The sequence below is a fragment of the Acidovorax cavernicola genome, from assembly GCF_003581445.1.
This window is the reverse complement of the sequence record NZ_QXMN01000007.1, coordinates 107,700-130,128: the sequence shown is the minus strand read 5'-3', so window position 1 is coordinate 130,128 and position 22,429 is coordinate 107,700. Positions and strand designations below refer to the sequence as shown.

The window sequence follows — 22,429 nt, the reverse complement described above, 5'->3', positions numbered from 1 at the left end:
GGATAACCCTTGCGGGCTCGATGTCGTCAGTCGATCGTGGTGCCCGAAGCGCGGATCACGCGGCCCCAGCGCTCCGTTTCGCTGCGGATGTAGGCGGCCAGCTGCTCCGGCGCACCCGCGCCGTGCGTGCCGGGCGCGGCGGGTTCGAAGCCTTCGCCTTCGAGCTTCTGGCGCAGCGCGGGCTGCGCGACGATGCGCGCGATCTCCTGGCTGCAACGGTCGATGAAGGCCTTGGGCGTGCCCGCCGGCGCGACCACGCTCTGCCACGCCACCGCCTCGAAGTCGGCGGTGCCTGCCACGCCGGACTCGGCCACGGTCGGCACGGCAGGGAAGGTCGGCTGGCGTTTGCGCGACGTCACGGCCAGCGCGCGCAGCTTGCCGCTGCGCACGTGCTGCAGCGCCGGTGCGATGTCCGTGAACATCAATTGCAGCTGGCCGCCGAGCAGGTCGGTCAGCGCGAGCGCGCTGCCCTTGTAGGGCACGTGCGTCATGTTCGCCGAGGTCGCGACCTTGAACATCTCCGCGCCCAGGTGCTGCGGGCTGCCGTTGCCTGCGGAACCGTAGCTCAGCGCATCGGGCCGCGCCTTGGCGAGCGCCACCAGTTCGGCCAGTGTGTTCGCCGGCACCGACGGATGCACCACCACCATCAGCGGCACGGCGCCGATGAGGCCGACCGGCGCGAAGTCCTTCGCCGGGTCGTAAGAGAGCTTCTTGTAGAGCCATGGATTGATCGCCAGCGTGGTGCTGGTCGCGACCAGCAGCGTCGAGCCGTCGGGCGCCGCACGCGCCACCTGCGACGCGCCGATGGCGGTGCCGGCGCCGGGCCGGTTGTCGACGATCACGGTGCGGCCCAGCGCGGTGCCCAGTTGCTGGGCGATCAGCCGGCCGAGCATGTCGGTCGTGCCGCCGGGCGCATAGGGCACGACGATGGTGACGGGCTTCTCGCCCTGCGCCAGCGCGGACAGCGGGTGGGCCGCGCAAGCGGCTGCGGACAGGGCGCCCAGGTGGCGCAAGGCATGGCGACGGTTCATTGGCTTGTCTCTCTTTCTTTTTCAGGTTGCGATGCGGGAACAGCTGCGCCGCGCAGCAGGTCGATCAGCGCCAGCGCGTCGGCCGGCACGGCATGTCCGCGCCAGGCCACGTGCTGGTCGGGGCGCGAGATGACGAGCGGCCGGTCGTAGAGCGACGCGGCGTCCGCGGCCCGGATGTCCAGCGTGCGCAGCGGCAGGCCGCGCGCGGCCGCCGCGGCTTCGAGCGGCGCGACGTCGATTGCGGGATCGAGACGCAGCAAGGTGTAACCGCCGCCCAGCGCGGCCATCGCGTCGTACAGCGAGCGCCCGTCGTCCAGCCACAGGTGCGGCGTGCGGCAGCCTGGCACGGTCGACGGCGTGAACTCGGCCATCGTGTACGCGGGCGCGGCTTCGCCGTCGTAGGCGATGAGCGGCGAGCCCTCGTAGAAGTAGCCGAAGTTGAGGCCGCCGCAGCAGTACTGCTGCACGTTCAGGTCGTACAGCGCCTGGCCGCGCGCGGCGCGCAGCGCATCGCCTTCGGGTCCGGGCGCCTCGATGCCTTCGGGCACCCCCTCGCGTTGCCGCTGCAGTGCGAGCGCGTGGTTCATCGCGAACCTCGACACCTGCTCGGTGATCGGCTGGCGCTCGGCCTCGTGCGCTGCAAGCGCCGCTTCAGTCAGCCAGCCCTGCAGGCGGCCCGCGAGCAGCCACGACAGGTTCATCGCATCGGCGATGCCGGCATTCATGCCGTAGCCCGCCATCGGAATCCACAGGTGGGCGGCGTCGCCGCAGATGAACACGCGGCGGTCGCGGAAGCGGTCGGCGACGAGTCGGCGTCCGATCCAGTCTTCGTTGGAGATCACCTCGTACTCGAAGTCGTCGCCCACGCCCAGGATCTGGCGGATCGCCCAGTCGCGGTCGATCGAGTCGAAGTCGGTCTCGTCGGGCAGCAGGTAGTTGTGCAGCAGCCAGGTCTCCCGGCCGTCGATGGCATACACGTTGCCGCAGCGCCGCGGATTCAGCGCGAACGTGGCCCAGGCCGGCGGATGCTTCAGCAGGCCCAGCAGCGCGGGCGCACGGAAGTACGTCGACTGCACGCGGCCCACCACGTCGGTGCCGTGCAGGCTGGCGCCGATCTTCTTGCGCACCATCGAGCGGCCGCCGTCGCATCCCACCATGTAGAGGCAACGGATGCGCACCGCGTGCCCGTCGTCCAGGTCCACGCCCGTCGCCCACGTGCCCTCGTCGTCCTGCTCGAAGTCGTCGATGCGCGTGCGGTTGCGGATGCGCAGCCCCGGCGTGGCCTCGGCGTGCGCGAACAGCACGGGCTCCAGGTAGATCTGGTTGATGCGGTGCGGCGGCTCCGGCGTGGGCCACCAAGTGTCGGGGCCGCCGGTGGCGGTGTAGCGGTCGCGGCGCGCGGGGATCGGAATGCGCGACAGCTCCATGCCGGTCACGGCCGTGCGGTAGGCCACGTCGTTCGGGTAGTCGGCCGGCAGGCCCGCATCGCGCAGCGCCTGTGCCACGCCCAGCCGGCGGAACACTTCCATCGAGCGTGCCGCGACGTGGTTGCACTTCACGTTCGGCGGTTCGCCGCGGTGGCGGATCTCGGTCATCAACACGTCGATGCCGCGTTGCGCCAGGTCGATCGCCAGCGTCAGCCCCACGGGGCCGGCGCCGACGATCAGCACCTGGGCCTTCAATTGCTCTGTCATGGATTCATGTCTCCGGATTCTTGCGAGGCGCCATTACAGTGCCGAACCGGTCCGCAGAAAAAGTGAAACTTTCATGGCCATTCATAAAAATCCGTTATCAATGCGTGGCGTCCCCTCTGTACGGCAGCTGCGCGCGTTCGTGGCCGTGTATCACAGCGGCCAGTTGTCGAGCGCGGCGGTCGCGCTGTCGTTGACGCAGCCGGCGGTCAGCGTGCTGCTGCGCGAGCTGGAAGACCGGCTCGGCGTGCGCCTGTTCGACCGCACCACGCGCTCGCTGCAGCGCACCGAGGCCGCGAACGAGGCCATCGGCCATGCGGAGCGCGTGCTGGCCGAACTCGATGCGCTGGGCACCGGCATGGCCGAGCTGGCGGCGGGACGGCGCGGGCGCGTGCGCATCGCGGCCACCTCCACCATCGCGCAGACGCTCATGCCCAAGGCCTTGCGCCGCTACCTGGACCTGCACCCCGGCGTGAAGGTTGCGATCGAAGACTGCGCGCCCGGGCAGTTCGTGGAGAAGGTGCTCGGCGAGCAGGTCGACTTCGGCGTCGGCACGCTGCAGGCGCGCACCCCGGGGCTCGACCAGCGCGTGTTCCTGCACGATCACCTCGCGGTCGTCGCCGACCGCGACCTGCGCCTGCCCGGCACCGACCGCATCACCTGGCGGCAGCTGGTCGACCATCCGCTGATCACGGTCAAGCCGGGCTACGGCGTGCGCAGCAGCATCGATGTGGCGGCGGCGAGCGCCGGCGTGCGGCTGGACATCGCCTACGAGGTGACCTTGCTGACCACCGCGCTCGCGATGGCGGCCAGCGGGCTCGGCCCGGCGCTGCTGCCGGCGTCGATCCTTGCGCACGCCGACCACGAGCGGCTGGTCGCGCGGCGACTGATCCGCCCGACCGTGGCGCGCAACATCTCGGTGGTGACGCGGCAGGGCCGATCGCTGTCGCCGGCCGCACAGGCGTTCGCGGACCTGCTGGTGCGCGAATTCGCCATCGGCTGAGGTGGGGTCCACCTAAACTCTGCGCATGGCCAAGGACAAAACAACTTTCGTCTGCAGTGAATGCGGCGGTACCAGCCCCAAGTGGCTCGGCAAATGCCCCAGCTGCGGGGCGTGGAACACACTCATCGAACAGGTCGCCGGCGCGGCCAGCGGACCGGCCAACAACCGCTTCGGCACGCAGTTCGCGTCGCTCGCGGGCGCGTCGGAACTCACCACGCTGTCGGAAATCGAGGCGACCGATGTCGCGCGCACACCCACGGGGCTCGACGAACTCGACCGCGTGCTTGGCGGCGGCATCGTGTCGGGCGGGGTCACGCTGATCGGCGGCGACCCGGGCATCGGCAAGTCGACGCTGCTGCTGCAGGCGGTCGACGCGCTGCAGCGTGCGGGGCAGAACGCGCTCTACGTGACGGGCGAGGAAAGCGGCTCGCAGGTCGCGCTGCGCTCCAAGCGGCTCGGGCTCGATCACTCGCAGGTGCAGGTGCTGGCCGAGATCCAGCTGGAGAAGATCATCGCCACGCTCGACGCCACGCGCCCGGCCATCGCGGTGATCGACTCGATCCAGACCGTGTACTCCGACCAGCTCACCTCCGCGCCCGGTTCGGTGGCGCAGGTGCGCGAATGCGCGGCGCACCTCACGCGCTTCGCCAAGACCAGCGGCACGGCGGTGGTGCTGGTGGGCCACGTCACGAAGGAAGGCGCGCTCGCGGGCCCGCGCGTGCTGGAGCACATGGTCGACACCGTGCTGTATTTCGAGGGCGACACGCACTCCAGCTTTCGCCTCGTACGCGCCATCAAGAACCGCTTCGGCGCCGTGAACGAGATCGGCGTGTTCGCCATGACCGAGCGCGGCCTGAAGGGCGTGACCAACCCGAGCGCGATCTTCCTGAGCCAGCATGCCGAGCCGGTGCCCGGCAGCGTGGTGCTGGTGACGCTCGAGGGCACGCGGCCGATGCTGGTGGAAATCCAGGCGCTGGTCGACAACGGCGGCCCGAGCCCGCGCCGCCTGTCGGTGGGCCTGGACCGCGACCGCCTCGCGATGCTGCTGGCCGTGCTGCACCGCCACGCCGGCGTGGCCTGCATGGACCAGGACGTGTTTGTCAACGCGGTGGGCGGTGTGCGCATCAGCGAGCCCGCGGCCGACCTGGCCGTGATGCTGTCGATCACGTCGAGCCTGCGTGGCAAGCCGTTGCCCAAGGGCTTCATCGCCTTTGGCGAAGTCGGCCTGGCCGGCGAGGTGCGCCCTGCGCCGCGCGGCCAGGAGCGCCTGCGCGAGGCCGCCAAGCTGGGCTTCAGTGTGGCCGTGGTGCCCAAGGCGAACGCACCGCGCAAGGGCAGCAAGGAGATCGAGGGCCTGACCATTCACGCGGTCGACCGCATCGAGGAAGCGATGGAGGTGGTGCGGCGCCTCGATTGAGACTGAGTGCGCCGCGACGGTTCGTCATTCAACTCACTGGGAGGGTCCGCGCCATGCAACTCATCGTCTCTGCCGGCCTGATCGCGCTGGTCGTGCTCTGGGGTCTGATTTCTCCCGTGTCGCTCGACCGGGTGTTCAGCACCGCGCTGGCCGACATCACGCGCAACTTCGGCTGGTTCTACCTGTGGGTGGTGCTCGGCCTGGTGGTGCTGGCCGTCTTCCTGGCCTTCAGCCGCTTCGGCGACCTGAAGCTGGGCGACGAGGACGACGAGCCCGAGTTTTCCATCGGCGCCTGGTTCGCGATGCTGTTCGCGGCCGGCATGGGCATCGGGCTGGTGTTCTGGGGCGTGGCCGAGCCGGTCTCGCACTACGCAAGCCCGCCACCGGGCGTGATCGCCAGCACGCCCGATGCCGCCGGCGTGGCCATGCGCTACGCCTTCTTCCACTGGGGACTGCACCCCTGGGCGATCTACGGCATCGTCGGCCTGTCGATCGCCTTCTTCAGCTTCCGTCGCAAGGCGCTGCCGCTGGTCAGCTCGGCCACCGAGGCGCTGCCGTGGCGCTTCGTGCAGCGGCTGTCGCCCGCCTTCAACGTGCTGGCGGTGGTGGCCACGGCCTTCGGCGTGGCGGCTTCGCTGGGCATGGGCGCGACGCAGATCAACAGCGGGCTGCATGCGGCCTTCGGCGCGGACATCGGTCGCTGGACGCAGGCGGTGATCATCGTGGTGACGACGGTGCTGTTCATCACCTCGGCGGTCACCGGTGTCGAGCGCGGCGTGAAGTGGTTGTCGATGGGCAACCTGGTGCTGGCGGCGCTGCTGGCGCTCACGGTGCTGGTCGTGGGGCCGACCATCGCCATCGTCGAGACTTTCACCAACACGCTGGGCTCGTACCTCGCCGAGTTCGTGCGCATGAGCCTGCGCATGAACCCGTTCCGCAACAGCTCGTGGGTGGCCGACTGGACCTTGTTCTACTGGGCCTGGTGGCTGGCGTGGTCGCCATTCGTGGGCCTGTTCATTGCGCGTGTCTCGCGCGGTCGCACGATCCGCCAGTTCATCCTGGGCACGGTGATCGCGCCCACGCTGGTGGGCTTCGCGTGGTTCTCGGTGTTCGGCGGCGCCGCGCTCAACTTCGAGATCTTCCAGGGCGTGCCGCTGGTCGAATCGGTGAAGGCCGACGTGTCGACCACCATGTTCGTGATGTTCAAGGCGATGCCCATGGGCGGGCTGTTGTCGATCGTGGCCACGGTGCTGGTGTTCGTGTTCTTCGTGACCTCGGGCGACTCCGCGACGCTGGTGCTGGGCATCATGAGCACCAAGGGCAATCCGAATCCGCCGGCGCGCGTCAAGATCACCTGGGGTGTGCTGGTGGCGGCGATTGCGCTGAGCCTGCTGTTCGCGGGCGGCATCAAGGCGATCCAGACGGCGACGATCGTGTTCGCCCTGCCGTTTGCGTTCGTGATCCTGCTGATGGCGCTGTCGGTCACGCTGGCCATCCGCGACGACTGGAACGCCGAGCAGAAGCGCGAACGCGAGCTGCGACGCAAGATGCGCCAGCTCGTGAACTGGTAGGCCGCATAAAAAATGCCCGGCGCGTGGTGGACGCGCCGGGCATACCCTCCCTACCTTCCCTGGCCTCCCTGGCCTTCTGTGTTCTTTGCTTAGCTTCCGATGTGCATCGTGAACGCCGGCCCGTTGTTGAGCACGCACTGGCCGCTGCCCAAGGTGGCGGAGTTCATCGTGTACTGGCAACTCAGGTTGCCGCCGCGACTGCCCGTGGCGTTCGCCACCCCGGCCGTGCGCGAGCCGGCCACGCGGGTCGCCTCTCCCTGAAACTGTTCGGCGCCGATCTGCGCATTGAAGTGGCCACGGCCGTTCATGTCGTTGGTCACCGTGCCTCCGACGGCGCCGTAGCGCGCGGCTTCGGCGTTCGACGGATAGAGCCGCGCGCTGAAGGTCTGTGACACCGGCCCCGGTGCGATGGCGTAGCTTTGCTGCGACGGCGCGGCGGGAGCGGGTTGTCCGAGCGGCACCACGTAGCAACCGCTGAGGACGGTGCCCGCGAGTGCGGCGGCAAGGGTGAGTCGAACCAGACTGACGGAACGCGGGATGTTCATGCGTATCTCGGTGGCCCGGGCAGATGCCCGTGCGGCGAAATGTGCCCGCACCCGTCGCTGCACCCTGTGCTTTTCGCCGCGAGTACCGCTTTCTGCGCCCGGTGGTAGCCACGGTCGCTACTGCGGCGGGGCCGGGGCTGCACAATCGCGGCCCGTTTTCCGCAGTCGCCGAATGAAATCCACCGTTCCCCCCATTGCCGCCGTCATGGTCCACGTCACCGATGTGAACGCCGCGTTGCGTTGGTACACCGACGCCTTCCTCGAAGCCGTGCCCTTGTCGATCGGTTCGCCGGCCTTCGAGTGCCTGTCGGTCCATGGCGTGCTGCTGGAGCTCGTGCCAGCCGACGCGAAGGTCGGCGCGGGCGCCTTCGGATCGGTCGTGTACTGGAACGTCGCCGACTTCGATGCCGCGCTGGCCCACCTGCAGTCGTGCGGTGCGGCGTTGTACCGCGGCCCGCTGCGGCTCGAGGGCGACGAGCACATGGCGCAGGTGCGCGACCCCTGGGGCAACTGCATCGGCCTGCGGGGGCCTTCTGCCGGGCGGCGACAATGCGCGCCATGAATTTCCAGAAATTGCTGGTGCCCGTGGGGGCCGTCGTTCTCCTCGGCCTGTCGTGGCGCCAATACGGATGGGGCGGCGTGGCGTTCGCCGGCGGCGCGATCGTGATGTTCCTGCTGATGAACTTCAACCGCACGATGCAGGTGCTCAAGCGGGCCGCCGACCGGCCCATCGGCACCGTGGCGAGTTCCGTGATGCTCAATGCCAAGCTCAAGCCCGGCGTGACGCTGATGCACGTCATTGCGATGACGCGCGCGCTCGGCGAACTGCGCACGCCCGAGAACGAGCAGCCCGAGCTGTACCGCTGGACCGATGCCGGCGGCTCCTACGTCGATGCCGTGTTCAACGGCGGCAAGTTGCAGAGCTGGACGCTCACACGGCCCGAGACGCCGGCCGACGAGGACACGCCCGCCGCCTGAACGCGGCGCGGGCGCGTCGCCTCACTCAGAACGGCGCGTCTTCTTCCTCGGGCGTGTCGGCCTGCGCCGCAGGCGCGGTGGCGGCAGGCGCAGCCTTCGGCGCTTCGTCCGGCGGTGCCGCCGAGAACGCCGCTTCGCCACCCAGCGCGTCGAGCAGCGCCGGCACCAGCTGGCCGAGTTCGCCGGTGGCAATGGCCACGTCGGCGTCGAAGTTGTCTTCCTTCTTGCCGCCTGCCGCGCCGTCGCCCGTGCCTTCGAGGAAGGTGATCTTGCGGATCAGCATGCCGTGCGTCAGCTCGAAGGACACGCGGTCGTCCCAGGTGAGCGCCAGGCGGGTGGGGCGCTTGCCGTCGGTGATGTGCTGCTTGACTTCGTCGATGTCCAGCGCGTGCTTGGCGTAGCGCACCACGGCCTTGGAGTCGTCGGAGGCCTTGAGCTCGCACTCGCGGTCGATGCTGAAGCCAGCCGGCGGCTCCTGCGTCAGCAGCCAGTTGGCCATGGCGGCGGCCGGCTCGATCTGCGTGTTGATCAGCGCCACGGCAAAGCCATCGAGCGACTTCACGAGGCTGGTGACCACTTCGTCGGCGCGCGCGGCGTTGCCGCAGTTGATGACGAGGCGGTTCTCGGCCTTGTCGATCCACACCGTCACGCGCGCGCTGCGCGTGAAGGCCATGGGCAGCAGCTCGAGGGTGATGTCTTCCTTGAGCTCCTTCTTTTCCTTCTTGCCGGGCTTGCGGCCGGTGGTGGCCTCGATGTGGGCGCAGCGCTCGTCGACCTTGCGGCGCACCACCGAGCCGGGCACCTGCTTGCTTTCGATCATGTACTCGACCAGCCACTGGCCGTCGATGGATTCGACCAGCGGGCCGTTGGCTTCGCCGCGGGGCTCGACCCAGCCGGCGGACTTTTCCTGCGAGGGGCCGCAAGGCACGAAGCGTTGCTTGCCGAGCCCTTCTTCTGCCTCGGTCAGTGTCTGGGACCAGGCAGGTTCGATGCGATAGACGATGACGTTCTTGAATACGGACACGGGAACCCTTTTTCCACTGGTTGGCACAACCGGCCATTGTCGGGCACCCGATTCCGGTCGTCGCCGTAAAATCGAAAGCTTTTGCGACTTCCCACGCGGGTCGCACCCCCACACCGCTCCCAAAGGAATCAGGAAATGAGCTCGATCCCCCCCTCGCTGGACGACCGTGACGGCAAGATCTGGATGGACGGCGAACTCGTGGACTGGCGCGACGCCAAGATCCACGTGCTGAGCCACACGCTGCACTACGGCTGCGGCGCCTTCGAGGGCGTGCGCGCCTACAAGACGGCCGACGGCAGCACCGCCATCTTCCGCCTGGCCGAGCACACTGAGCGCCTGTTCAACAGCGCCAAGATCCTGCGCATGAAGATCCCCTTCACGCAGGAGCAGCTCAACGAAGCCCAGAAGCAGGTCGTGCGCGAGAACAAGCTCGAAAGCTGCTACCTGCGCCCGCTCATCTGGATCGGCTCCGAGAAGCTGGGCGTGAGCCCCAAGGGCAACAAGATCCACGCCATGGTCGCCGCCTGGTCCTGGGGCGCCTACCTCGGCGAAGAAGGCATGCGCCGCGGCATCCGCGTGAAGACCTCCAGCTACACGCGCCACCACGTGAACATCACGATGACGCAGGCCAAGTCGGTCAGCAACTACACCAACTCGATCCTGGCCAACATGGAAGCGCTGGACGACGGCTACGACGAGGCGCTGCTGCTCGACGCGAGCGGCTTCGTGTCGGAAGGCGCGGGCGAGAACATCTTCGTCGTCAAGAACGGCGTGGTCTACACGCCCGACCTGTCGGCCGGTGCCCTGAACGGCATCACCCGCAACACCATCCTGCACATCTGCAAGGACCTGGGTATCGAGCTGGTGCAAAAGCGCATCACGCGCGACGAGGTCTACGTGTCCGACGAAGCCTTCTTCACCGGCACGGCCGCCGAAGTCACGCCCATCCGCGAGCTCGACCGCATCGAGATCGGCAACCGCGGCGACGGCGGCTCGCGCGGCCCGGTCACCGAGAAGATCCAGTCGGCCTTCTTCGACATCGTGAACGGCAAGAATCCCAAGTACGCCCACTGGCTCACGAAGGTCTGAGAAAAAACATGTCCACCAATGCAGTCGTCGAACTCCTCGCGAAGGAGCTCAACCACCAGGGCGGCGTGTTCTGCCCCAGCCCCAAGGCCGACATGAAGCTCTGGAACAGCCACCCGAAGGTCTACCTCGACGTGGCGCGCACCGGCGAAGCCAAGTGCCCGTACTGCGGCACGGTGTACCGCCTGAAGGCGGGCGAGACCGTGTCGAACCGCCACTGAGCGGCAAGACGGAAAAAAGAAACCGGCCCTCGTGGCCGGTTTTTTGTTTCAGCTTTGCCGGGCCGTGGGCCACAGGCCGCGCCACGGATCAGGATCTTGCGATTCCTGCGCCAGCCGCAGGTAGACCATCGCGATCCACAGCACCGCCAGGCCGATCTGCGCATCGCGCATCGCCGAGTTCACGCTGGAGGCGATGAGCGCGATCAGCGTGGCGGCCAGTGCGTAGCGGCCGGCGATGTCGGGCCGGCGCCACGCCTGCCAGACGGCGACGAGCATGATCGCCAGCAGGCTCAGGATGCCCGGGATGCCGCTTTGCGCGCCCATCCAGAGGAAGTCGTTGTGCGGCATGTTGGAGTCGGCGAACAGCGCCGGACCGCGCTTGTGCCACTGGTCGGTCCAGCCGCCGATGCCCCAGCCGGCGACCGGCTGGTCGGCAATCATGGCGCCGGTGTCGCGGTACATGTAGTAGCGGATGATCCAGCTGCCGTGGAACACGGCGCCGGTCTGCGCCTTCTCGAGTTCCTCGATGCCGGTCTCGACCTTCTGCTGCAGCTGCGGCAGCTGGTACAGCCCCGCGCCGATCACCACGGCACCCAGGATCAGCGCGGCCGACAGCGCCTTCAGGTGGTTCTTCCACTGGTGCAGGCAGACCACCGGAATCACCAGCAGCAGCGCGAGCACCGAGGTGCGCGACGTGAGCGGCAGCGCGACGACGACGCCCAGCCCCAGCACGAGTGCAAAGGCCGCCAGCGCGCGCCAGGGCCGGTGCCCCGTGATCTGCGACAGCCCGTAGACCGCCGCGCTGGCCGCGACGATGCTGAACAGCAGCGCGTTGCTGATCGACTTGTTGCCCACCTCCATCACCACGCCGCGCAGCGCGCCGGGCACGGGCAGGCCCAGGGCGTAGTGCAGCACGATGAGCACGATGTTGAGCGCCGCGATCAGCAGGAAACCGCGCAGCGTCCACAGCGCTTCCTCGCGCGTGAGCGCCATCGCCATCAGCAGGGTGAAGGCGATGCGCAGCCCGTGGAACAGGTTGGAAGGGGTCTCGGGGTAGTGCGGCCGCACGGCCAGCACGATGAAGGTCCAGGCCAGGTACGCCACCACCGGCCACCACAGCGGGTTGGCGCGCAGCCGCGCATAGCGTTCGCGCAGGCCGCCGGCCAGCAGCAGGGTGAGCATCAACAGGATGGCCGACAGGTAGGTGACGCCGACCGGCATGAACACCACCAGCCCCCAGAACATGGCCGCGGGCCGAACGATGTGCGATCTCTGCATAGGGGCGGGATTCTAGGGTGCGGCCCCTCAGCCGAACCTGACTTGCCCCTGTGCGTCTGCTGGCACTCAGTGCGAAGCGGCGCTGGCCTTGGCGGGCAGGTGAATCACGAAGCTCGCGCCGCCGCCGGGGCGGTCCTCGCAGCGCACGGAGCCACCGTGGCGCTCCGCGATCGACTTCACGAGCGCCAGCCCGAGGCCGACACCGCCGTTGCGCTCGCTGGCGCCCGGCAGGCGGTAGAAGGGTTCGAAGATGCGCTCGCGCAGCGCGGGCGGCACGCCCGGCCCACGGTCGTTGACGCGCACCGTGGCGTAGCCGCCCGCGCTGCCGAGTTCGACGCTGATCTCGCCGGCGCCGTAGCGGCGCGCGTTTTCCAGCAGGTTGCGGATCGCGCGGCGCAGCAGGCGCGACACGCCCGGCACGGTGAGCGCCGCGTTGTCTGTACCTTCGACGAGATCGAGTTCGGCATTCACCTGCGCGCATTCCTCGGCGGCCAGGCCGGTCAGGTCGACGGCTTCGATGGTGCCCATGTCGGCCTCGCTGGCATCGAGCCGGCTGGCCAGCAGGATCTCGTCGATGAGCTGGTCGAGTTCGCCGATGTTGCGCGAGATCTCGGCGCGGGCGGTGGGGTTGGGCTGTTCGCCCATCAGCTCCAGGCCCATGCGGATGCGCGCCAGCGGCGAGCGCAGCTCGTGCGAGGCGTTGGCCAGCAGCGACTTGTGGGAACGCACGAGCTGTTCGATGCGTTCGGCGGAGGCGTTGAAACGCTTGGAGAGATCGGCCACTTCGTCCTGTCCTTCCTCGATCACGCGCGCCGAGAGGTCGCCCTCGCCCCAGCGCTGCACGCCGCGCTGCAAGGTTTCGAGCCGCTGGGTGATGCGCCGCACGATGGGGTAGACGCCCAGTGCCACCGCCACGCCGACCAGCGCGATCATCCAGCCCAGCCCGAAGGGCGTGCGCCAGGGCGCGAAGCCGCCGGTGCCGGTGGGCCGCTCGCGCGGCGCCACGCGCAGCGTCAGGTCGCGGCCGTCGCTCAGCGTCACGTCGAATTCCAGCCCCTGGCCGGGCACGCGCATGGCCTTGCCCGTGCCGATGGTGCGGTCCTGCGCGTCGAGCACGACGACCTCGCGCGGCACGGGCGCCAGGCGCTCGCGCTCGGCCTCGGCGGCCACGCGCACGATCCAGTTGGCCATGAGCGTGAGGATGACCACGCCGCCGACCACCGCGAGCCAGATGCGGACGTAGAGGTGGCGGCGGTAGAGGCTGCGCAGCATCGCCGGGCTAGTCCTGCTGCTTGGCGAAGACGTAGCCCACGCCGCGCACCGTCAGGATGCGCTTGGGGTTCTTGGCATCGACCTCGATGGCGGCGCGGATGCGGCCCATGTGCACGTCGATGGAGCGGTCGAAGGCTTCGAGCTCGCGGCCGCGCACGGCTTCCATGATCTGGTCGCGCGTGAGCACGCGGCCGGCGCGCTCGGCCATCGCGACCAGCAGGTCGAACTGGTAGGAGGTGAGGTCGGCCAGCGCGCCGGCCACCGACACGGTGCGCGCGTTGCGGTCGATCTCGAGCGTGCCGAAGCGCATCACGGTCGAGGCCTCGGCCTCGGTGGCGTTCTCGCTACGCCGGCGCAGCACGGCGCGGATGCGCGCCAGCAGCTCGCGCGGCTCGAAGGGCTTGGGCAGGTAGTCGTCGGCGCCGATCTCCAGGCCGATGATGCGGTCCATGGGGTCGCCCTTGGCGGTCAGCATCAGCACCGATACCTTCGACAGTGGGCCGGGCAGCGCGCGGATGCGGCGGCAGACTTCGAGCCCGTCGGTGTCGGGCAGCATCAGGTCGAGGATCACCAGGTCGGGCGCGTGCTGCTGCAGCTGCTCCAGGCCGCTGGCGCCGTCGCCGGCGTGGGTGAAGGCGAAGCCCGACTGCGTCAGGTACTCGCCCACCATCTGCGCCAGGCGGGCGTCGTCTTCGATCATCAGGAGTTGGGGGGTGCTCATGCGCTTCATGGTCGTTCACCGGGAGCAAGCGGGCTTGAACGCTCCGTAAAGTTGGGTAAACGCAGCATCACCCTGTCAACCTGACATGCTGCGGAAAACATAGCGACGCCCGCAAGTCCCACGGGCGCCATGAGGCGATTTCACTCCAACCCGGCGCGAAGCCCTTGTGGAGCCTCGCGCTGCGGTGTCGATCGGCCGCGTCCGCTCAGCCTGCGGCCTGCAGGCGCAGTCGCAGTCGCAGGGCCAGCGCGGCCGACAGCGGCAGGTCGACGGGCGCATCCGCGCTGCCTGGCGCCTGGGCCAGCGCCTCGAACAGGGGCAGGGCGTCGGCCATCGGGTTGATGTCCTTCAGCGTGGCGGCGGCGGCCGAGCGCGGAGCGGTCGGCGTGCCGGATGCATCGCCGACCAGCGACCAGTCGAGGCTCGCCACCGTGCGTGCCGTGCGCTCGGGCGCGATCACCAGCGCCACGGCCAGCAGGCCGCGGCTGTCGGTCACCGAGGCCAGCGGGCCGACCGTGGGGGCGTCGTAGCCCACCAGCAGCACCGGCATCTGGTCGGCCGCGCACTGCACCGCTGCTTCGAGCAGGCCGGCGGCAAAGCTGTGGCCGTAGGCCGAGACGGCGTTGCTGGCCGCCATGCAGCCCGTGCCGATGGTCCAGTAGCCCACGGCCGCGTTGTGCACCGAGTTGTGGAACTTGGTGGGCGACAGCATCTTCGGGTCGCCCGCGAGCGTGCTGCACATGTAGTCGTTGATCGACAGGTCGCCGTGCGCCGACGTGAACACGCAGGGCACGTCGGCCGCGTTGCGGTCCGTACCCGCGATGGCCGCGGCGGCGACTTCGAGCGCCAGCGCCACGGTGTCGGGCGCGCGACGGCGTTCGGCCGGGGCCAGCACCTGCGGCGAGGGCCGCTTGGCGGGCGGATCGGCCAGCGCGCCTTCGCCGCGGAAGGCCGCGCGCGCGGCCTCCCAGCCGGGCAGCGTGGGGGTCCAGAAGGCGGGGCCTTCGATGTAGAGCGTCGGGGGCGTGGGCGTGTAGTTCATGCAGCCACCGCCTTGCCGAAGACCAGCGCGCAGTTGTTGCCGCCGAAGCCGAAGGAGTTGGAGAGCGCATAGCGCACCTCGCCCGTCGCGGGTTCGAGCCTGATCTGCGGGCCGAAGCCCTCGTCCAGCGCGCGCGTGTTGACCGTGCCCGGCATCAGGCCGCGCTCGATCGCCAGCAGGCAGACCACGGCCTCGACGATGCCCGCGGCGCCCAGCGTGTGGCCCATGAAGCCCTTGGTCGAGCTGGCGTGCGTGCGCGCGGGGAAGCGGCGTGCCACCAGCGCGCCTTCGACCTCGTCGTTCTTCTGGCTCGCCGTGCCGTGCATGTTGATGTAGTCGATGGCGTCGGCCGCCAGGCCCGCCCGCGCCAGTGCGTCGTCGAGCGCGCGCTCGGCGCCCAGGCCTTCGGGGTGCGGGGTCGACATGTGGTGCGCGTCGCTTGCCTCGCCGTAGCCCAGCAGCTGCGAGGCGTTACCGCCAGCTTGCACGCGCTCGACCAGTGCAAAACCGGCCGCTTCGCCCAGGCTGATGCCCTTGCGGGCGGCATCGAAGGGGCGGCAGGGCTCGGTGGACACCAGTTCGAGCGAATTGAAGCCGAACAGCACGCTGCCGCACAGCGTGTCGGCGCCGCCGACCACGGCCGCGTCGGCCAGGCCCAGGCGGATCAGGCGCTCGGCCGAGGCGAATACCTTGGCGCTGGAGGAGCACGCGGTGGAAATCGTTTCGCTCGGCCCGTCGATGCCCAGCACCTGCTGCACGAACATGGCCAGCGAATGCGGCGTGTGCACGGCGGGGCGGCGCTGGTCCGACGGGAAATTACCGTCGGCGTCGAGCTGTGTGTAGGCCAGCTCGGTCTCGCCGATGCTGGCCGTGGAGGTGCCGAGCACCAGCGCGATGCGCGAGGCGCCGTACTTCTGGCGCGCGGCTGCGACCGCCTCGAGGAAGCCGTCGGCCTGCAGGCCCAGCCAGGCCAGCCGGTTGTTGCGGCAGTCCCAGGCCATCGCTGACTCGGGCAGGCGGACGTCTTCCAGGCCGTCGACCCGGCCGATCCAGGTCGGCAGCGGCGCATCGCCGAAATCGTTGGCACGCAGGCCGCTGCGCGAGTGCGCGAGCGCGTCGGCGTGCGCTTCCTTGCCGACGCCGACGGCCGAGGTGGCCGTGTAGGCGCTGATTTGAAGGGGAGAAATTCGGGACGGCACGATGGTTGTGGGGGCGGGCGACAGGCGAAAAAGCGTCGGCGACAGAGGAAAACGCGGAAAAGCGCAATTTTCACGCAATGAATGTCGCAGCCTACCAGCGTTGTGTCTCCGATTGCGTCGGCTGTTTCCTATAGATGACAGCTCGGGCGCAGGCCCTATTGACGCTCGCCGGCGCCTGTGCGGGTCGCCGAACGCGCGGCCAGCGCCACCAGCAGCAGCACCGGCACGCCCAGCAGCGCGGTGGCGGTGAAGAAGGTGCTGTAGCCGTAGGCGTCGACGAAGGCGCCCGAATAGCCGGCGATGAACTTCGGCAGCAGCAGCATCAGCGAGCTGAACAGCGCGTACTGCGTGGCCGAGTAGCTGATGTTGGTCAGGCTCGACAGGTAGGCGATGAAGGCCGCCGAGGCGATGCCGCCGGCCAGGTTGTCCGCCGACACCACCGCGATCAGCGCCGTCAGGTCGTGCCCGCGCGTGGCCAGCCAGGCGAACAGCAGGTTGCTCGCGGCGCTCAGCACCGCACCCAGCATCAGCACCCGCATCACGCCCAGGCGCATCGACAACACGCCGCCCACGAAGGCACCCACCAGCGTCATGATCACGCCGTAGATCTTGCTGACCGTGGCCACCTGGTCCTTGGTGAAGCCCATGTCCACGTAGAAGGGGTTGGCCATGATGCCCATCACCACGTCGCTGATGCGGTAGATGGCGATCAGCGCGAGGATCAGCGCCGCTTGCCACCGATAGCGGCGGATGAAGTCGGCAAACGGCTCGATCAGCACGCTGCGAAGCCATTCGCCGGCGTTCTTCGCCTTCGGCAGCGCGCGCTGCGCGGGTTCGGGCGACAGCAGTACCGTGAGCACGCCGACCGCCATCGAGGCCGCCATGACGAGGTAGGCCGTCTTCCAGGCGCCGTTCTGGTAGGCCGCCGCGCCGGTGGCCGCCACGGCGGGCACCACCTCGGCCCAGGCCGCGACCCACAGCACGCCGGCGCCGGCCCAGATCATCGCCAGCCGGTAGCCGGTCTGGTAGGCGGCGGCCAGCGCGGCCTGCTTGCGTGTCTCGGCCGATTCGATGCGGAAGGCGTCGAGCGCGATGTCCTGCGTGGCCGAGCCGAAGGCCACCAGCAGCGCGCACCAGATCAGCGGTTGCAGCCCCAGGCGCGGATCGTTCACCGCCATGCCGATCAGCCCGGCAATCACCATGCCCTGTGCCAGCAGCAGCCAGCCGCGCCGGCGTCCGAGCAGCGTGGTCAGCGGCGGCAGCGGCAGTCGGTCGACCAGCGGCGCCCAGACCCACTTGAAGCCATAGGCCAGCCCGACCCAGCTCAGGTAGCCGATGGTGGTGCGGTCGATGCCCGCCTCGCGCAGGCGAAAGCTCAGCGTGCCCAGCACCAGCAGCAGCGGCAGGCCGGCCGAGAAGCCCAGCGCGAGCATGCGCAGGGTGGCGGGTTCGAGGTAGACCTTGAGCGCGTCGCGCCAGGGCAGGGCGGTGCTCGCGGGGGCTTGGGTGGTTTCGGCGGGCGGTGCGGACATGAGTGAGGGATTGTCCATGAGTGCCGCCCGGCCGCCCGAAGGCACTCGCACCGCAGCCGAAGGCGGAGGTTTTCGTGGAAGGTCGGGGACATCGGCGCGCCCGTTTGTCTGCATTTGTTCCTATCATCCGGACACTTATGTGCACACGATGCGAACGCCCCCTTTCTGCCCTTTCCGCAGCCTCGGCCTGGAACCCGCGCCGGGCCTTCCTGCTGGCCGCCGCCGGTGCGGCGCTCAGCGCGCCGGCGCTGGCGCAGGTCAACGTCGGCAATGCCTCGGTGGCGCGCAACCTCGTGCCCGCCGACCAGATCGAGGCGGCCGGCGTGCAGCAGTACGGCCAGCTGCTCGAACAGGCGCGGTCCAAGGGCGCGCTGGCGGGCGGCGACAACCCGCAACTGCTGCGGCTGCGCGCCATCGCGCAGCGGCTCATTCCCTTCGCCCTGCCGTGGAACGCCCGCGCGCGTGAATGGAAGTGGGAGGTGAACCTGATCGGCAGCAAGCAGATCAACGCCTTCTGCATGCCCGGCGGCAAGATCGCCTTCTTTACCGGCATCCTCGAACAGCTGAAGCTCAGCGACGACGAAGTCGCGATGGTCATGGGCCATGAGATGGCGCACGCGCTGCGCGAACATGCCCGCGCCCGCATGGCCAAGAGCGTCGGCACCGGCGCGGCGCTGTCCATCGGCGCGCAGCTGCTGGGGCTCGGCCAGGTGGGCGACCTCGCGGCGCGCGCCGGCACGCAGCTCATCACCCTGAAATTCAGCCGCAGCGACGAGACCGACGCCGACCTCGTGGGCCTCGAACTCGCGGCGCGCGCGGGCTATGACCCGAAGGCGTCGGTGTCGCTGTGGAAGAAGATGGCGTCGGCCTCCAAGAACCAGGGCGGCCTGAGTTTTCTGTCGACGCACCCGAGCGGGCCGGACCGCATCGCCAAGCTCGAGGCGAATGTGCCGAAGGTCGAAAACCTCTACCGGGCGGCCAAGCGCAGCTGACGAGCGCGCGGCGACTTGCGCTCAGAGCGTGAAGTCGTACTCCACCGTGATCGGCGCGTGGTCGCTGAACTTGATGGTCTTGTAGATTGCTTCGGTGCGCGCCAGCGCGCCAATGGCCGGCGTCGCAAGGTGGTAGTCCAGCCGCCACCCCACGTTGTTCGCGTAGGCCTGGCCGCGGTTGCTCCACCACGTGTACGCCTCGCCCGTGGTGTCGGGCTTGAGCATGCGGTAGACGTCCACCAAGCCCGCGCCGTCGGCGCCGATGTCGAGCAGCCGCGTCATCCAGGCGCGCTCTTCGGGCAGGAAGCCGCTGTTCTTCTGGTTGCCGCGCCAGTTCTTCAGGTCGATCTCCTGGTGCGCGATGTTGATGTCGCCGCACAGCACGAATTCACGTTGCTTCTTGAGCGCCACCAGGTGCGGGAAGAAGCCCTTGAGAAAGCGGAACTTGGCGGCCTGCCGCTCCTCGCCCGAGCTGCCGCTCGGGAAGTAGCAGCTGATGACCGAGAACTTGCGCTTGGGCGTGTCGAAGCGCAGCTCGAGGTAGCGGCCCTCGGCGTCGAATTCGGGATCGCCCCAGCCCACGATCACGTCGCTGGGCGCATGCTTCGTGTAGACCGCGGTGCCCGCATAGCCCTTTTTCTCGGCAAAGTGGAAGTGGCCCTGCAGGCCCGCCATCTGTTCGAAGCGGCCTGCGACGTCGCTGGCCTGGACGCGGATCTCCTGCATGCAAATACAATCCGGCGCGAGTTCGGCCACCCAGTCGGCGACGCCTTTGGTGGTCGCCGAGCGCAGGCCATTGAGATTGAGACTGGTCAGTTTGAACACAAGGAATTTCCAATGGCTGTAGACGGTCAGACAAGCAGCGCGGTGGCACAGGACTTCGTCCAGTTCGCGCTCGACGCCGGCGTGCTTCGCTTCGGCGAATTCAAGACCAAGGCCGGTCGCATGAGTCCTTATTTCTTCAATTCGGGACTGTTCGACGACGGCGCCAAGATCGCGCGGCTCGCCGGATTCTATGCAGACCGCCTGATCGAAAGCGGCCTCGAGTTCGACATGATCTTTGGCCCCGCCTACAAGGGCATCCCGCTGGGCGCCACCGTGGCCGCCGAGCTGGCCCGCCGCGGTCGCAATTACCCTTTCGCCTACAACCGCAAGGAAGCCAAGGCGCACGGCGAAGGCGGCAACCTCGTGGGCGCGCCGCTGAAGGGCCGCGTGCTGATCGTCGACGACGTGATGTCGGCCGGCACCGCGGTGCGTGAATCGATCGCCGCCATCCAGGCCGCCGGTGCCACGCCGCATGCCGTGGCCATCGCGCTCGACCGGCAGGAAAAGGCCACCGAGAACGGCGTCGACGTGAACCACAGCGCCGTGCAGTACGTGCGCAACCAGCTCGGGCTGGCCGTGATCCCTATCGCCACGCTGGACGATCTGCTGAGCTACCTCTCGGGCAACGCCGCCGCCGACCTCGGCGCGCACCGCGAGCGCGTGCTGGCCTACCGCACGCGCTACGGCGCCTGAGACGCAGCGCCGATGCGACGCCTCGCGCGCGATCCCTCTTCTGCCGCCGCCGTGGCGTCGCTGTGGCTGGGCGCTCTGGCGGCCCTGTCGTGCGGGGCGGCGCTGGCCCAGCCCGCCAAGACGGAGGGGCCGAGCGTCGGCATCTACACCTGTGTCGACGCACGCGGGCGCACGCTCACGGCCGACCGGCCGATCGCCGAGTGCAACGACCGCGAGCAGCGCGAGTTGAGCCCGAGCGGCTCGGTGCGCCGCAAGCTGGAGCCGACCTACACGGCGCGCGAACAGCAGGAGCGTGAGGACCGCGCCCGCGAGGCCGCCATCCAGGCCGCGCGGATCGTCGACGAGCGCCGCCGCGAGCGCGCGCTGCTGGTGCGCTACCCCAACGCCACCACCCACGATCGCGAGCGCGTCGAGGCGCTGTCGCAGATCGATGCGGTGATCCAGGCTGCGAAGAAGCGCATCGTCGAACTCGGCGACGACCGCAAGAAGATCGACGAGGAGCTCGAGTTTTACAAGCAGGACCCGAGCAAGGCGCCCGGCGCGGTGCGCCGCCGGCTCGACGACAACACGCAGAGCGTGGCCGTGCAGAACCGGTTCATCTCGGAGCAGGAAGACGAGAAAAAGCGCGTGAATGCGCGCTTCGACGAGGAGCGTGGGCGTCTCAAGACGCTCTGGTCCCCGCAGAACGGCGGGAATCCCAGGTAACCCCCCAGGCTTCGCGCACTTCGTGTCGCTTCGCCAACCCCCTTCCGGGGGCAACACCTGCGGCCCGGCGGAGCCGGTTCCGCGGTGTTCCGCGAAAGGGGCCGGGTCAGCCCAGCTTGGCTTTCAGCAGTTCGGTGACCTGCGCCGGGTTCGCCTTGCCCCCGCTGGCCTTCATGACCTGACCGACGAGGCCGTTGAGCGCCTTCTCCTTGCCGCCGCGGTATTCCTCGACGTTCTTGGCATTCTTGGCAATCACCTCGTCGAGGATCTTGTCGAGCGCGCCGGTGTCGGCCATCGGCTTCAGGTCCTTCGCCTCGATGATCGCGTCGACATCGCTGCCTTCGCCGCTCCACAGCGCTTCGAACACCTGGCGTGCCGCGTTGTTCGGCAGCGTGCCGTCGGCGACGCGCTTGACCAGCTGCGCGAGTTGCGCGGCCTTCACGGGCGCGGCCTCGATGCCGATCTCGGCGGCATTCAGGCGCCGTGCCATTTCGCCGGTGATCCAGTTGCTGGCGAGCTTCGGCGTGGCGCCGGCCTGCACCGCTTCATCGAAATAGCGCGCCAGCGACGGGCTCTGCGTGAGCTGCGCGGCGTCGTACTCCGACAGGCCGTGGTCGCCCACGTAGCGGTCGGCCATGGCGCGCGGCAGCTCGGGCATGTCGGCCTTCACGCGTTCGATCCAGTCGGCGGCGATGACCAGCGGCGGCAGGTCGGGATCGGGGAAGTAGCGGTAGTCGGCCGCGTCTTCCTTGGTGCGCATCGCGCGCGTCTCGCCCGTGTCGGGATCGAACAGCACCGTGGCCTGCTGGATCTCGCGGCCGTCCTCGATCTCCTCGATCTGCCAGCGGATCTCGTAGTCGATCGCCTGCTGCATGAACTTGAAGCTGTTCAGGTTCTTGATCTCGCGGCGCGTGCCGAGCTTCTCGCCGGGCTTGCGCACCGACACGTTGGCGTCGCAGCGGAAGCTGCCTTCCTGCATGTTGCCGTCGCAGATGCCGATCCACGTGACGATCTTGTGCAGTTCCTTCGCATAGGCCACGGCCTCGGCGGTGGAGCGCATGTCGGGCTCGGTCACGATCTCCAAGAGCGGCGTGCCGGCGCGGTTCAGGTCGATGCCGCTCTGGCCGATGAAGTCTTCGTGCAGCGACTTGCCCGCGTCTTCCTCGAGGTGGGCGCGCACCAGGCGCACGGTCTTCTTTTCTTCGCCGAGAAAGAACGACACCGCGCCGCCTTGCACCACCGGGATCTCGAACTGGCTGATCTGGTAGCCCTTGGGCAGGTCGGGATAGAAGTAGTTCTTGCGCGCGAACACGCTGCGCGGCGCGATGTGCGACCCCAGCGCCAAGCCGAGCTTGATGGCACGTTCGACCGCGCCCTTGTTCATCACGGGCAGCGTGCCCGGCAATGCCAGGTCGACCGCGCAGGCCTGCGTGTTGGGCTCGGCGCCGAAGGCCGTGGAGGCGCGGCTGAAGATCTTGCTCGCGGTCGACAGCTGCGCGTGCGTCTCGAAGCCGATGATGACTTCATAGCCGCGCACGAGCGGGCCGGTCGGGCGGCCTTGTTGTTGTGCTTCGAAGGTGTTCACTGCGGTGTTGTCGCTCAT

At 68.8% G+C, this 22,429-nt stretch carries 22 protein-coding genes; 10 read left to right on the top strand and 12 right to left on the bottom strand.

Annotated features, from left to right (window positions below):
- Positions 1-26: 26 nt before the first annotated feature.
- Positions 27-1,031 carry a Bug family tripartite tricarboxylate transporter substrate binding protein gene (locus tag D3H34_RS09040; RefSeq protein WP_119553112.1) on the bottom strand — a complete coding sequence of 335 codons (1,005 nt, stop codon included), beginning with the start codon at positions 1,029-1,031 and terminating at the stop codon, positions 27-29.
- Complete coding sequence (locus D3H34_RS09035) at positions 1,028-2,725, bottom strand: FAD-dependent oxidoreductase (RefSeq protein ID WP_119553111.1); 1,698 nt, start codon at positions 2,723-2,725, stop codon at positions 1,028-1,030. Before D3H34_RS09035 ends, D3H34_RS09040 begins: the two co-directional genes overlap by 4 nt.
- A 100-nt stretch (positions 2,726-2,825) precedes the next feature.
- Here D3H34_RS09035 and D3H34_RS09030 point away from each other — a divergent pair, with 100 nt between their 5' ends.
- From D3H34_RS09030 to D3H34_RS09020, 3 genes are read left to right on the top strand one after another with little or no spacing between them, the layout of a single operon-like run.
- On the top strand, positions 2,826-3,725 hold the full coding sequence (locus D3H34_RS09030) for a LysR family transcriptional regulator (RefSeq protein WP_286185555.1): 900 nt from the start codon (positions 2,826-2,828) through the stop codon (positions 3,723-3,725).
- A gap of 25 nt (positions 3,726-3,750) precedes the next feature.
- Positions 3,751-5,142 carry a DNA repair protein RadA gene (radA, locus tag D3H34_RS09025; protein WP_119553109.1) on the top strand — a complete coding sequence of 464 codons (1,392 nt, stop codon included), beginning with the start codon at positions 3,751-3,753 and terminating at the stop codon, positions 5,140-5,142.
- A 53-nt stretch (positions 5,143-5,195) separates the two neighbouring features.
- Entirely contained in the window at positions 5,196-6,713 is a 1,518-nt protein-coding gene (locus D3H34_RS09020; RefSeq protein ID WP_119553108.1) for a BCCT family transporter, read from the top strand.
- Between the two features lie 89 nt (positions 6,714-6,802).
- On the opposite strand, the gene D3H34_RS09015 is transcribed toward D3H34_RS09020, so the two are convergent.
- Positions 6,803-7,258, bottom strand: a complete 456-nt coding sequence (locus D3H34_RS09015) for a hypothetical protein (protein WP_119553107.1) — start codon at positions 7,256-7,258, stop codon at positions 6,803-6,805.
- 172 nt (positions 7,259-7,430) lie between these two features.
- On the opposite strand from D3H34_RS09015, the gene D3H34_RS09010 reads away from it, so the two are divergent.
- On the top strand, positions 7,431-7,820 hold the full coding sequence (locus D3H34_RS09010) for a VOC family protein (RefSeq protein WP_205736698.1): 390 nt from the start codon (positions 7,431-7,433) through the stop codon (positions 7,818-7,820).
- Entirely contained in the window at positions 7,808-8,236 is a 429-nt protein-coding gene (locus D3H34_RS09005) for a glycerate kinase (RefSeq protein WP_119553105.1), read from the top strand. Before D3H34_RS09010 ends, D3H34_RS09005 begins: the two co-directional genes overlap by 13 nt.
- A 25-nt stretch (positions 8,237-8,261) precedes the next feature.
- Here the strand turns inward: D3H34_RS09005 and D3H34_RS09000 are convergent, their stop codons facing one another.
- Entirely contained in the window at positions 8,262-9,260 is a 999-nt protein-coding gene (locus tag D3H34_RS09000; RefSeq protein WP_119553104.1) for a recombination-associated protein RdgC, read from the bottom strand.
- A 135-nt stretch (positions 9,261-9,395) separates the two neighbouring features.
- On the opposite strand from D3H34_RS09000, the gene D3H34_RS08995 reads away from it, so the two are divergent.
- Together D3H34_RS08995 and D3H34_RS08990 are read left to right on the top strand one after the other, a co-directional pair.
- Positions 9,396-10,349 (top strand): branched-chain amino acid transaminase, encoded by a 954-nt coding sequence (locus D3H34_RS08995; protein ID WP_119553103.1) that lies wholly within the window; start codon positions 9,396-9,398, stop codon positions 10,347-10,349.
- An 8-nt stretch (positions 10,350-10,357) separates the two neighbouring features.
- Positions 10,358-10,567: a zinc-finger domain-containing protein gene (locus D3H34_RS08990; protein ID WP_119553102.1), complete on the top strand. Its 210-nt coding sequence runs from the start codon at positions 10,358-10,360 to the stop codon at positions 10,565-10,567.
- A gap of 48 nt (positions 10,568-10,615) precedes the next feature.
- Here the strand turns inward: D3H34_RS08990 and D3H34_RS08985 are convergent, their stop codons facing one another.
- The 6 genes from D3H34_RS08985 to D3H34_RS08960 form a co-directional block, all read right to left on the bottom strand.
- Positions 10,616-11,845: an O-antigen ligase family protein gene (locus D3H34_RS08985; protein WP_119553101.1), complete on the bottom strand. Its 1,230-nt coding sequence runs from the start codon at positions 11,843-11,845 to the stop codon at positions 10,616-10,618.
- 66 nt (positions 11,846-11,911) lie between these two features.
- Positions 11,912-13,117 (bottom strand): ATP-binding protein, encoded by a 1,206-nt coding sequence (locus D3H34_RS08980; protein ID WP_119553100.1) that lies wholly within the window; start codon positions 13,115-13,117, stop codon positions 11,912-11,914.
- 7 nt (positions 13,118-13,124) lie between these two features.
- Positions 13,125-13,847, bottom strand: a complete 723-nt coding sequence (locus D3H34_RS08975; RefSeq protein WP_056583888.1) for a response regulator transcription factor — start codon at positions 13,845-13,847, stop codon at positions 13,125-13,127.
- 196 nt (positions 13,848-14,043) lie between these two features.
- Complete coding sequence (locus D3H34_RS08970) at positions 14,044-14,880, bottom strand: beta-ketoacyl synthase chain length factor (protein ID WP_119553099.1); 837 nt, start codon at positions 14,878-14,880, stop codon at positions 14,044-14,046.
- Complete coding sequence (locus tag D3H34_RS08965) at positions 14,877-16,079, bottom strand: beta-ketoacyl-[acyl-carrier-protein] synthase family protein (RefSeq protein WP_205736697.1); 1,203 nt, start codon at positions 16,077-16,079, stop codon at positions 14,877-14,879. Before D3H34_RS08965 ends, D3H34_RS08970 begins: the two co-directional genes overlap by 4 nt.
- A 155-nt stretch (positions 16,080-16,234) precedes the next feature.
- Positions 16,235-17,629, bottom strand: a complete 1,395-nt coding sequence (locus tag D3H34_RS08960) for an AmpG family muropeptide MFS transporter (protein ID WP_119553098.1) — start codon at positions 17,627-17,629, stop codon at positions 16,235-16,237.
- A gap of 119 nt (positions 17,630-17,748) precedes the next feature.
- On the opposite strand from D3H34_RS08960, the gene D3H34_RS08955 reads away from it, so the two are divergent.
- Positions 17,749-18,603 (top strand): M48 family metallopeptidase, encoded by an 855-nt coding sequence (locus D3H34_RS08955; protein ID WP_119553097.1) that lies wholly within the window; start codon positions 17,749-17,751, stop codon positions 18,601-18,603.
- A 21-nt stretch (positions 18,604-18,624) separates the two neighbouring features.
- Here the strand turns inward: D3H34_RS08955 and D3H34_RS08950 are convergent, their stop codons facing one another.
- Positions 18,625-19,428 (bottom strand): exodeoxyribonuclease III, encoded by an 804-nt coding sequence (locus tag D3H34_RS08950; protein ID WP_119553096.1) that lies wholly within the window; start codon positions 19,426-19,428, stop codon positions 18,625-18,627.
- A 12-nt stretch (positions 19,429-19,440) separates the two neighbouring features.
- Between D3H34_RS08950 and pyrE the strand changes: the two genes are divergently transcribed.
- Together pyrE and D3H34_RS08940 are read left to right on the top strand one after the other, a co-directional pair.
- Positions 19,441-20,121: an orotate phosphoribosyltransferase gene (gene pyrE, locus D3H34_RS08945; RefSeq protein ID WP_119553095.1), complete on the top strand. Its 681-nt coding sequence runs from the start codon at positions 19,441-19,443 to the stop codon at positions 20,119-20,121.
- A gap of 12 nt (positions 20,122-20,133) precedes the next feature.
- Positions 20,134-20,826 (top strand): DUF4124 domain-containing protein, encoded by a 693-nt coding sequence (locus tag D3H34_RS08940; RefSeq protein ID WP_119553094.1) that lies wholly within the window; start codon positions 20,134-20,136, stop codon positions 20,824-20,826.
- A gap of 106 nt (positions 20,827-20,932) precedes the next feature.
- Here D3H34_RS08940 and gatB read toward each other — a convergent pair whose 3' ends face one another.
- Entirely contained in the window at positions 20,933-22,429 is a 1,497-nt protein-coding gene (gene gatB / locus D3H34_RS08935; protein ID WP_119553093.1) for an Asp-tRNA(Asn)/Glu-tRNA(Gln) amidotransferase subunit GatB, read from the bottom strand.

What these genes read in the sequence shown, in the direction of transcription:
- D3H34_RS09040 (WP_119553112.1), bottom strand. Translation starts at nt 1,031, where the DNA reads ATGAACCGTCGCCATGCCTTGCGCCACCTGGGCGCCCTGTCCGCAGCC.
- D3H34_RS09035 (WP_119553111.1), bottom strand. Translation starts at nt 2,725, where the DNA reads ATGACAGAGCAATTGAAGGCCCAGGTGCTGATCGTCGGCGCCGGCCCC.
- D3H34_RS09030 (WP_286185555.1), top strand. Translation starts at nt 2,826, where the DNA reads ATGCGTGGCGTCCCCTCTGTACGGCAGCTGCGCGCGTTCGTGGCCGTG.
- radA (WP_119553109.1), top strand. Translation starts at nt 3,751, where the DNA reads ATGGCCAAGGACAAAACAACTTTCGTCTGCAGTGAATGCGGCGGTACC.
- D3H34_RS09020 (WP_119553108.1), top strand. Translation starts at nt 5,196, where the DNA reads ATGCAACTCATCGTCTCTGCCGGCCTGATCGCGCTGGTCGTGCTCTGG.
- D3H34_RS09015 (WP_119553107.1), bottom strand. Translation starts at nt 7,258, where the DNA reads ATGAACATCCCGCGTTCCGTCAGTCTGGTTCGACTCACCCTTGCCGCC.
- D3H34_RS09010 (WP_205736698.1), top strand. Translation starts at nt 7,431, where the DNA reads ATGAAATCCACCGTTCCCCCCATTGCCGCCGTCATGGTCCACGTCACC.
- D3H34_RS09005 (WP_119553105.1), top strand. Translation starts at nt 7,808, where the DNA reads ATGCGCGCCATGAATTTCCAGAAATTGCTGGTGCCCGTGGGGGCCGTC.
- D3H34_RS08995 (WP_119553103.1), top strand. Translation starts at nt 9,396, where the DNA reads ATGAGCTCGATCCCCCCCTCGCTGGACGACCGTGACGGCAAGATCTGG.
- D3H34_RS08990 (WP_119553102.1), top strand. Translation starts at nt 10,358, where the DNA reads ATGTCCACCAATGCAGTCGTCGAACTCCTCGCGAAGGAGCTCAACCAC.
- D3H34_RS08985 (WP_119553101.1), bottom strand. Translation starts at nt 11,845, where the DNA reads ATGCAGAGATCGCACATCGTTCGGCCCGCGGCCATGTTCTGGGGGCTG.
- D3H34_RS08980 (WP_119553100.1), bottom strand. Translation starts at nt 13,117, where the DNA reads ATGCTGCGCAGCCTCTACCGCCGCCACCTCTACGTCCGCATCTGGCTC.
- D3H34_RS08975 (WP_056583888.1), bottom strand. Translation starts at nt 13,847, where the DNA reads ATGAAGCGCATGAGCACCCCCCAACTCCTGATGATCGAAGACGACGCC.
- D3H34_RS08970 (WP_119553099.1), bottom strand. Translation starts at nt 14,880, where the DNA reads ATGAACTACACGCCCACGCCCCCGACGCTCTACATCGAAGGCCCCGCC.
- D3H34_RS08960 (WP_119553098.1), bottom strand. Translation starts at nt 17,629, where the DNA reads ATGGACAATCCCTCACTCATGTCCGCACCGCCCGCCGAAACCACCCAA.
- D3H34_RS08955 (WP_119553097.1), top strand. Translation starts at nt 17,749, where the DNA reads ATGTGCACACGATGCGAACGCCCCCTTTCTGCCCTTTCCGCAGCCTCG.
- pyrE (WP_119553095.1), top strand. Translation starts at nt 19,441, where the DNA reads ATGGCTGTAGACGGTCAGACAAGCAGCGCGGTGGCACAGGACTTCGTC.
- D3H34_RS08940 (WP_119553094.1), top strand. Translation starts at nt 20,134, where the DNA reads ATGCGACGCCTCGCGCGCGATCCCTCTTCTGCCGCCGCCGTGGCGTCG.
- gatB (WP_119553093.1), bottom strand. Translation starts at nt 22,429, where the DNA reads ATGAGCGACAACACCGCAGTGAACACCTTCGAAGCACAACAACAAGGC.